Genomic DNA, 9,789 nt, shown 5'->3' on the forward strand with positions numbered 1-9,789 from the left:
CGGAATAGCCGGCCGTTGCTATTTCAGCGCCGCAAGACCGGGATCGCCCTGCTTTTCGAAGGTCTGAATCTCCTTGTTGTAATAGGATCCGTCCTCGGCTTTTGCGACCTCGCGCAGATAGATGTTCTGGATGATATGGCGCGATTCCGGGTCGATCGAGACCGGCCCGCGTGGGCTCGTCCAGGAAAGCCCCTTGACCGCGTCGACCGCCTTTTGCGCGTCCTGCTCGCCACCCGTCGCCTCGATCATCTTGTAAATGACGTGCATGCCGTCGTAGGCGCCAACGGCAGGGAAGGAAAGTTCGGCGGGATTACCGATCGCTTTGCCGGCGGCTTCGACAAAGGCCTTGTTTTCGGGCGAGTCGTGCGAGACGGCATAGTGGAAGGTCGTCTGAAGGCCGAGCGCAGCTTCACCCAGCGCCGGAAGGTCGGACTCCTGCGTCAGGTCGCCCGGCGCAAAGAGCTTGATGCCTGCATCCTTGAGCCTGTTTTCGTTGTAAGCTTTGACGAAACCAAGCGTCGTCGGGCCGGACGGCAGGAAGGCGAAGACGCCTTCTGCGCCCGAATCCTTGATGCGCTGCATGATCGGCGAGAAATCATTGGTGGCGAGCGGCAAGCGGATCGCCTCGACGATCTCGCCGCCCACCGCTTCGTACCCCTTCTTGAAGGCGTTCTCGGCATCGACGCCAGGGCCATAGTCGCTGACGACCGAAATGACCTTCGAGACGCCGACATCCTTCGCGACCTTGGCAATCGGCGTGGAGGTCTGCCAGAGCGTGAACGAGGTGCGCACGACCAGCGGGCTCTTGGTGACGATCGCCGAGGTCGCGGCATTCATGATCACCAGCGGCACGTTGCCCTGCTCGAGCAGCGGCGTCACCGCCATCGCGTCGGGGGTGAAATAGAAGCCGGCGAGATACTGTACGCCCTCCTTGACGACGAGCTCCTGCCCCAATGCTTTCGACTGGGCCGGATCTGCCTGCGGCACATCCCGGTAGATGACCTCGACGTCGTCGTCGCCGACCTTGCTGCCGTTCAGCGCCATGTAGGCGTCGATGCCTGCCTTGAAATTCTTGCCCTGTAGCGCGAAAGGCCCGGAGAATGGCCCGATTACCCCGATCTTAATCGTGTCGGCTTCAGCTGCGCCACTCACTGCCAGTGCCGCCAGTACGGCGAGAACGATCCGTTTCATTTTTTTTCCTCCCCGCGATACCCGGCTCGCATCCGTCCGGCACCGCCTAATTATTTGCGTCCAACTCCGTCGTCGTCAGTCTGTCATGTCCAGCAGTGATATAAAATGAAATGTCAGCGCTCCTCCCATAACTGGTGGGTTATGTTGCCGTGACAAAGCTTGCGCGCAGAGATCTCCTGCTAAAGGTAAGGCGTCGCTGCAAGTTTCCATCCCGATGCCGGTCATTTGCCTGGCCGCTCAAATGGTAACGAGTCGTGATCAAAACGGCAGACCTACATAGTTTTCCGCGAGCGCCATTGCGGCCGCTCGCGAATGGGTTAGATAGTCGAGCTCGGCCTCTTGGATCTTTTGGTCGAAGTCGCTGGTGTCCGGAAAACGGTGCATGATCGTCGTCATCCACCAGGAGAAGCGCACTGCCTTCCAGACGCGTGAAAGCGCACGCACCGAATAGGCGTCGATGCCGCCATTGGAGCGGTCCTGATAATGCTCTAACAAACCCTCGAACAGATAGTGCACATCGCTTGCGGCAAGGTTCAGCCCTTTGGCCCCGGTCGGCGGTACGATGTGGGCGGCATCGCCCACAAGAAACAAACGATGAAATCGCATCGGTTCGGCGACGAAGGATCGAAGCGGTGCGATCGATTTCTCGAAGGACGGCCCTGTCACCACTCGTTCAGCGTGGTGGGCCGGCAGGCGACGGCGTAATTCGTCCCAGAAGCGCTGGTCGCTCCATTCCTCAGGCCGCTGATCGAGCGAGCATTGGATGTAATAACGGCTGCGGCTCAGGGACCGCATCGAACAGAGCGCGAAGCCGCGCGGATGGTTAGCGTAAACCAGTTCATGACTGACCGGCGGCACGTCGGCGAGGATGCCGAGCCAGCCAAAAGGGTAGATCTTCTCGAAAGTGCGGACGGCCTTTTCGGGCACGAACCTTCGGGTTACCCCATGAAACCCGTCGCATCCAGCGATGAAATCACAGTCGATCCGATGCGTGACGCCATTCCCCTCATAGGTAACGTAAGGCGCGCCACCCTCGAAATCATGGGGCAGAACGTTGGCAGCCTGATAGATCGACAGCGCCCCCTCCCCTTGGCGGCGATCTATCAGATCGCGGGTAAGCTCCGTCTGGCCGTAGATCATCACACGCTTGCCGCCCGTCAGCCCGAAAAGATCGATGCGATGGTCGCGACCGTCGAAGGCAAGCGAGAACCCATCATGCGGCAGCCCTTCGGCATGCATGCGGGTGCCGGACCGCGCCTGGTCCATCAGCTGCGTGGTCCCTTCTTCCAGTACACCGGCCCGCACCCGGGCGAGGATGTGATCCTTGCTGGCACGATCGAGGATAACATTGTCGATGCCCGCGTGTGTTAGCAGTTGCCCGAGCAACAGACCCGACGGGCCCGAGCCGATAATAACGACCTGGGTTCGCATGCACCTCCTCCCATCGACCGCCTCGATCGATGCAACTTGGACAACGCGGCAATGCGCTTCGGCAGCCGTCGCGCACACCAAAACTGTCTTTTGTCAGGAAGTTTGCGCGCCGCTCGCGCTTGTCTCAATGGACATTTCAGCCAAGAAATTGCACTTATGGAACATTGGCGCTGAGTGGGTAAGATGAGGCGAACAGTCCCGACATATGAGCTTTACGGCGAGGAGTCCGGGGAACGCCCGGATTTCTGGCTGCATTGCGAGACGATCGCTTCGCGTAGCCGTCTGCACCATTGGGAAATCGGCCTTCATCGCCATGAGAGCTTCTTTCAGATCCTGTACATCGCCGAGGGCGCGGGCGATGCCATATTCGGCGAGACGCTGCAGGCGATTTCGCCCCCGGTCGTCATCACCATCCCGCCCACGGTCAGTCACGGCTTCCGCTTTTCCCGCGACATCGACGGTTTTGTGTTCACAGTTCTCGCATCCCACCTGCCGGTTGCGCCGGGAGACCGCAGCAGACTGGGTACCTGGTTGTCTACGGCTTGCCTGACGCCACTGGCGGAAAGCGATGACGGGCGCTACATCGCCGAGACATTGCAGCGCTTGGCAGGCGAATGGGCGGCGCGGCGCAGCCACCGCACGGGCCTTCTCGATGCTTACCTCTCGACGGTGCTGACACTCACGGCACGGCAGGCGGAAGCGCCGCAAACCGGCGAGTCTGCGGTGGAAAGCGAGAACGAGCGGCGGATGGAGCGCTTCAACGCCCTGCTGAGGCAGCATTGCCTAACGCACCAGCCGGCTGCGTTCTATGCGCGTGAACTCGGGCTGTCGCCGACTCATCTAAACCGCGTAGTCCGGGCGATAACCGGGCAGAGCGTTCACGAGGTCATCGCACAAAGGCTCCTGAATGCCGCGCGTCGTGAGCTTGTCTTCACCCGCGCGAGCGTCCAGGAGATTAGCTTCCGCCTAGGCTTTTCAGACGCGGCATATTTCTCACGCTTCTTCGTCCGTCACGTTGGGACAACGCCGCGGAGCTGGCGGATCGCGGAGCGGGAAAAGCTCGGCGTCTGACAGTACGCGCCTGGACCGGCCTTTCTCTCGCAGCTTTCGATCAAAGCGGCCAGATTGCGGTTGCGTCAGAAAACAACTTCGTCGGCGATTTAACAAAGCTACCTAATCCGAACAAGATCTGAATTGGCGCGTTAATGAGAGCGCCGATTTGCGGAGAACTGACAGTGAATCTCTTTCTTTTTCGAATGGCTGATTTTCTTTCTCGCCCTCCCGGCTTCTATTTTGTGATCGTGGCGATGATTGGCAGCACCGCCCTGGTACCTTTCGGCTTCACGAACGTCATCACCTATGCACTGTCAGTAGTAGCAATAATCATTACCAGCGTCGTGTTGATCCAAAACTATCGCGATACGGCGGCAATCCATGCCAAGCTCGACGAGATCATTGTGTCAATGCGTGAGACCCGGAACGAGGTAGTTGGGCTCGAGCACGAACAGCCAGAGCACATTGCGGCGGCAGTGGAGCGGCTCGAAGAGGAAGCTGACGGGCAAGACAGAGTCTGTCAGACCACGATATAACGAACTTTATATATGCTCCACGGCGCTACATCTTCAGATCCGCTTTCCACTCCGCTGGAGAAAAATACGCACCTCGAGCGCCGGCAAGCGGACACGAACGAAACGGAGACTAGGAAGCCCCCCCGACTGCGACGTGCACAGGGGAACTCGTCGCCATGCGAGTTGAAGTGAGGAATCAGATCCGGGGAATGTTGAAGACCTTCGGCGCGGACGACGCGATCCACCGACTTAAAGAACTAAATTCTCTGCGTCGACCAATGGCTGGCTATTCGAAGTGAAACGCGACCCGTCGGCGCCTGAATGGCGGTTGGGCTTGGTTGCGGATCAACCTGTGCTTGTTTGCCCCCTTACAGCACCGAGCAGTTCGATAAGCGACGTCTTGGGCATCGGTTTGGAAAGCAGGTAGCCTTGCAGCTCATCACAGCCGAACTCCTGCAGCGTCTGGCTTTGCTCGCCAGTTTCAACACCTTCAGCAGTGGTGCGCAGTCCCTTCGCATGGGCCAAACTGATGATCGATCTTACGATCGCTTCGCTTCCGGCTACACTGCCGAACCCTTCAATGAAACAGCGATCGATCTTGATGCGATCCACATCCAGGCTTTGCAATCGGCTGAAGGAAGAAAACCCCGTGCCGAAATCATCGAGCGCGAAGCGAACACCGGCTTGCCGTAACTGGGCGATATTCCTCTCACAAATGCCGGCGTCGTCCATGAGCGTCGTCTCTGTGATCTCAAGTTCCAATACCGTTGGCTGGATATCGTACTGCCGGAGTATCGAGAGCACTTGCCCGGCGTAGCTTTCCTGTTTCAATTCAATTGCAGAAACGTTCACGGCGACGCTCAAGCCCGGGAAGTCGCGGGCCGTGGAACAGGCCTCTCTCAGAACAAAGGCGCCCAGGCGATCTATCAACCCGGCTTCCTCTGCAAGAGGAATAAATGCATCTGGAGTTATCATACCCTTCGTCGGATGCCGCCAACGAAGCAAAGCTTCGAGCGAGACGATCGCGCGCGACACCGCGGAGTAGACGGGCTGATAAAAGACTTCGAGCTGACGGCCGCCATCCAGTGCAGAACGCAAGTCGCGTTCGAGATCGCGCCTCATCTGCACAAGCTCATCCATGTGGGGACCAAAGATCGCGTAACGGTTTTTTCCCGCGGACTTGGCGTGATAAAGGGCAATATCAGCCTTACGCGTGATTTCGACCGGATCGGCGGCATCCCCGGTGGCCAGTGCCACGCCGATTGTGAGGCCGATGAGGACGGGCTGCCCATCTATTTCGAAAGGTCGCCGCACCGCCGCGATCAGCGCGCCGCAGAGTCGCTCCACTTCGTCCTGCGGGATCTGCTGAAGTACGATCGTAAACTCGTCGCCACCAAGCCGCGCGATAACAGCTGCGTGAGCGGCGGTATCCTTTAATCTGCGGGCGACCTCGACCATGAGCCTGTCGCCCACCGGATGGCCGAGAGTGTCATTCACCTGCTTGAAACGATCGAGGTCCAGATACAGAAGCGCAATCGCCTGATCTGCGGCAGCAGTGTCGACCACCCGCGACAGCTGACTATTGAAGGACGCACGGTTTGCCAGCCCTGTCAAAGGATCGTGCAGCGCCAGATGGGTGAGTTCCGCCTGGCTCGCCTGGAGGCGTCTTGATCGCCTCCTGAGAACAGCGCTCAGCACGGTCGTGAGTACAAGAAGGCACAATCCGGAAACAAGAAGCACCGGCGTTGCCGCCGCCATGATGTTGGAACCCGGCCTGAACGGAAGCCAGGAGAAGTATCCTATGACTTCACCGGAAGCGGAGGCCAACGGCACGTACGAACGCGTTTCCCCCAGATCCGTCACGACGGAAAACCGCATGTCTTCAAAGAGGTACTCGTCGCTAATCTCGGTCAGGAAATCGCCATCCAGGAACCGGATCGCTAGGTGCAGGAATTCCCTGCCGGGCTCCTGTTCTATATCTCCTGTATCCGACACGATCGGCTTTACGCTGACAATGGCGGGGCGGCCCTCAACGCGAACAAGATCACTTTCGCCGATCGAGAGAACCTGATCGCTCGTTCCTTCCTGATCTCCTTCTGAAAGCCTCTTCTGCAGCCTGAGTATAAGCGGCATTGCTTGCGGCTCGACCCGGCTGAAGGCCTTTTCCTCTTCCGCCTCCCCGGCGAGATACGCGTACATCAGCTTAAGATCTGCGCTGATCACGAAAGCGCCGTCATGCCGGAAATAGCTGTGCATCCAGCTGCCGAGGTTCGAATCGACCCACGTACGATCCCAATCTTTCGTTACTCTTCTGACGGCATCATCCCAGACCGTTGAACTCTCCTGATCATGGGCAATGCTGCTTTGCATTTTCGAAACGACAAGCTCGATCAGCTGCTTCTGTCGCGCGATAGCCACCGCGTCGGACTGCTGTGCCGACCAAAGAAGTGCCAAGTACACACCGCTGACCAGGCTTAATGCGATTGCCAAGGGCAGGATCGACTTCAAAAGAAGAGCAAGTTTTTCGTAGTTCATTCGGGTAACCTCGCTCTCTCTCGTATCTGCTCCGTGTTAAAGAATAAATATCTGCCACTCAGATCGGTGCCACGCGGATTGCGAAAAGATCCTTGATGCCGGTTGTGCACCAGCAGCCTGACCTTCACGCTCGCCAACACCGCCGATCTCGGCGAGATCGTCGCATCCTGCCCGCGATTCGGGTACATGAGATTCTTCGTTTTATCTCACGAGGCGGAATGGGAACCTTCTTCGACACGCTTTTTAAAGCGGCCGTTGCCGGGTAAGCGGTCGAACGTTGGCTGGATAGACGGCCACATCTTGAAGGTAAAATGCTCGCTGGTGGAGCGGAAATGCGGGAGGGCACACAGCAATAGCGGTCGTGGCGAGAGCTGGGCCGGCCTTTGTTGAACGAGCCAGTGACGCTAAACGACATTCATCATAGAGGACCTAACAGGCAAACCCGAACTCTCTCAGTAGTTGCTCGCGTGTGTAAACCCTGCCTGGGCCGGCGCGACCGGCAATGTACTGAAAACGGTCTTGCGCGATCCGCCGATAGTATGGCCTGTCCGTGTGCCCAAGCCGTTCGCGATAGTCCAGATACTCGTCTAGTGTTTCAAACGTGCGCTTGCCGGCAAGAGGCAACGCCGCGACGGGTGCAGCTTCGTCGCATCGGACGGGCGGACGACGGGACGCCGCCATAGCCTCTGAAGCGACCGGCGCGGCAAAAAACGTCACAACCGAGAGTACTATTGGTATTCGTTTAGCAATCATGCTACCGGACAGTTGCGTATGGGCATAGCGTAGCAATGTAGCCGATCGCTCGGATCGTACAACCGCCACGTAGTGGCCCTGGCTTTTGATCGTCTGGCGACATTATGGGGACGTTATGGTGGACACTACGGGGCAGACCATCGCAACCGCGGGCTCGATGGTGGTTGGCGATGAAGTTCTAAATACGATCGAGACAGCGCAAGATTCTGATTGGTTCGCGATCGAACTGATTGCCGGCGTCACCTACAGCATCAATCTAACTGGGGACTCGACCATAGCGTCGGAGCTTTTCGACTGTGTGCTCGCCGTCTACGATTCCTCAGGGACATATGTCGGCGACAGCGACGATACCTCCCCTTTAACGATCGAGAACTCGGCCATTGGCGACGCGAACGCCGCACTTTCGTCGTTCACCACCTTCACCGCCAGCTATTCGGGAACCTACTACCTGGCCGTTGACGGCTTTGAAAACCTTACCGGTAACTATCGGTTATCGGTGTATCAGGATGACATCCCGGAATCGATTGCTACGCCGGCCTCGATTGCCATCGGCGGCCAAGTCACGGGTACCACGGTCGCAGACACGAACTGGGATGACGACTGGTACCAGGTCAACACCGTTGCCGACCAGTATTACACCGTCACCTTGTCCGGCAGCGGCGCTACACCATTGACGGACCTCGTGATTGAGCTGAGAGACAGCGCCGGCGGTCTGATCGATTGGGCTTTTGCCGGCTCCAGCGATGGCGTCATCCAGTATACTTTCCAGGCGACACACACGAGCTACTTCCTCTCCGCCGGCGCCGAATACAACACGAGTTCCGGCCAGTACACCTTGCAGGTTGACGTCGCGTCGCCAACGGACGCGATCGAATGGAACGAAGCATCGCCGAGCACGATCAACGTCTATTTTGTTGGCGGCCAGACGGATGTCACCTCCTTCACCGACGCAGACGGCTTCACGTTTGATCCGGAAATCTGGTTCCAGAGCGAGATCGATGCTGCTGTGGCTGCGTTTGCGACGTTCTCCGCCGTGACGAACGTCCAGTTCAACTATGTCGATGACCCAAGCCAGGCCGACTTCATGATGGTGCAAGGCGACGCCACTGAGGTCGAGGCGGCTGGTTATTGGAACGTCGGGGGCGGCATCGTAACGATCGACGGCGTGAACTACGCCGTCGACGGGGCCGGAGTATTCAACTGGCAAGCCTGGAACGATGCATCGCTTGCTGCCGGCGGAGACGGTTTTTACACGCTCATCCACGAGATTGGCCATGGCATGGGTTTGGCGCACCCGCATGACGCCGGCGGCGGGTCGGCGATTATGGCCGGCGTAACTTCGCCGTTTGATGCCTATGGCGATTTCCTTCTCAACCAGGGCATCTACACAATGATGTCATATAATCCTGGGTTTGATGCCGCATACGGGAATCCCCCGCTGGACTATGGGAGTGTCGGCGGGCCTATGGCGCTTGATATCGCCGTGCTGCAGCAGATGTATGGAGCGAATACATCGACCAACTCGGGCGACACCACCTATTTTCTTCCCTCGGCCAATGGGCCGGGCACCTATTTTCAGGCGATCTGGGATACAGGCGGTACCGACAAGATCCAGTATACCGGCACGGACCGCGTTCAGATCGACCTGCGCGCAGCAACGCTTCGTTACGAGATCGGAGGTGGTGGATTCATTTCTGCCGCCGAAGGTATATTCGGCGGCTTCACGATCGCGAATGGCGTCGTGATTGAGAACGCGCAAGGCGGCTCCGGGGCCGATTACCTCTTTGGAAATGGCGCCGCGAACAACCTCAACGGCGGAGCCGGCGCCGACAACATGCGCGGCCTCGGCGGCAACGACACCTACGTCGTCGACAATGCCAGTGACATCGTCAACGAGAGCCTGACCGGCTCCTCCGGCACCGACACGGTGCAGTCCCTGATCAGCTTCAGCCTGGCCGACACCACGCGTGTGCTGGGCACGGTCGAGAATCTGGCGCTGCTTGGCAGCGGAAACATCAACGGCACCGGAAGCACCGGAAACAATGTCCTGACAGGAAATGCCGGCGCCAACGTGCTGAATGGCGGGGCCGGCGCCGACAACATGCGCGGCCTCGGCGGCAACGACACCTACGTCGTCGACAATGCCAGTGACATCGTCAACGAGAGCCTGACCGGCTCCTCCGGCACCGACACGGTGCAGTCCCTGATCAGCTTCAGCCTGGCCGACACCACGCGTGTGCTGGGCACGGTCGAGAATCTGGCGCTGCTTGGCAGCGGAAACATCAACGGCACCGGAAGCACCGGAAACAAT

General features: G+C 58.6%; 6 protein-coding genes. 3 read left to right on the forward strand and 3 right to left on the reverse strand.

Going from position 1 to position 9,789, the window contains the following annotated elements; all coding sequences use genetic code 11:
• Positions 1-18: 18 nt before the first annotated feature.
• Both QN224_RS31565 and pobA read right to left on the reverse strand, forming a co-directional pair.
• Entirely contained in the window at positions 19-1,191 is a 1,173-nt protein-coding gene (locus tag QN224_RS31565; RefSeq protein ID WP_283979876.1) for an ABC transporter substrate-binding protein, read from the reverse strand.
• A gap of 258 nt (positions 1,192-1,449) precedes the next feature.
• Positions 1,450-2,622 (reverse strand): 4-hydroxybenzoate 3-monooxygenase, encoded by a 1,173-nt coding sequence (gene pobA / locus QN224_RS31570; protein WP_283979877.1) that lies wholly within the window; start codon positions 2,620-2,622, stop codon positions 1,450-1,452.
• Positions 2,623-2,805: 183 nt separating this feature from the next.
• On the opposite strand from pobA, the gene QN224_RS31575 reads away from it, so the two are divergent.
• On the forward strand, positions 2,806-3,693 hold the full coding sequence (locus QN224_RS31575) for a helix-turn-helix domain-containing protein (RefSeq protein WP_283979878.1): 888 nt from the start codon (positions 2,806-2,808) through the stop codon (positions 3,691-3,693).
• A 164-nt stretch (positions 3,694-3,857) separates the two neighbouring features.
• A complete protein-coding gene (locus tag QN224_RS31580) occupies positions 3,858-4,211 on the forward strand; it encodes a low affinity iron permease family protein (RefSeq protein WP_283979879.1) in 354 nt (117 codons plus the stop codon).
• 324 nt (positions 4,212-4,535) lie between these two features.
• Here the strand turns inward: QN224_RS31580 and QN224_RS31585 are convergent, their stop codons facing one another.
• Positions 4,536-6,725, reverse strand: a complete 2,190-nt coding sequence (locus tag QN224_RS31585; protein ID WP_283979880.1) for a bifunctional diguanylate cyclase/phosphodiesterase — start codon at positions 6,723-6,725, stop codon at positions 4,536-4,538.
• A gap of 868 nt (positions 6,726-7,593) precedes the next feature.
• Between QN224_RS31585 and QN224_RS31590 the strand changes: the two genes are divergently transcribed.
• Positions 7,594-9,789, forward strand: a 2,196-nt coding sequence (locus QN224_RS31590; RefSeq protein WP_283979881.1) for a M10 family metallopeptidase C-terminal domain-containing protein, incomplete at its 3' end; no start/stop codon positions are given.

The sequence above is a fragment of the Sinorhizobium sp. 7-81 genome (assembly GCF_030124405.1).
GTDB lineage: Bacteria > Pseudomonadota > Alphaproteobacteria > Rhizobiales > Rhizobiaceae > Sinorhizobium > Sinorhizobium psoraleae.

Bases quoted from the DNA above. Each gene is read 5' to 3' on its own strand.
- QN224_RS31575 (WP_283979878.1), top strand. From the start codon at position 2,806: ATGAGGCGAACAGTCCCGACATATGAGCTTTACGGCGAGGAGTCCGGG.
- pobA (WP_283979877.1), bottom strand. From the start codon at position 2,622: ATGCGAACCCAGGTCGTTATTATCGGCTCGGGCCCGTCGGGTCTGTTG.
- QN224_RS31585 (WP_283979880.1), bottom strand. From the start codon at position 6,725: ATGAACTACGAAAAACTTGCTCTTCTTTTGAAGTCGATCCTGCCCTTG.
- QN224_RS31565 (WP_283979876.1), bottom strand. From the start codon at position 1,191: ATGAAACGGATCGTTCTCGCCGTACTGGCGGCACTGGCAGTGAGTGGC.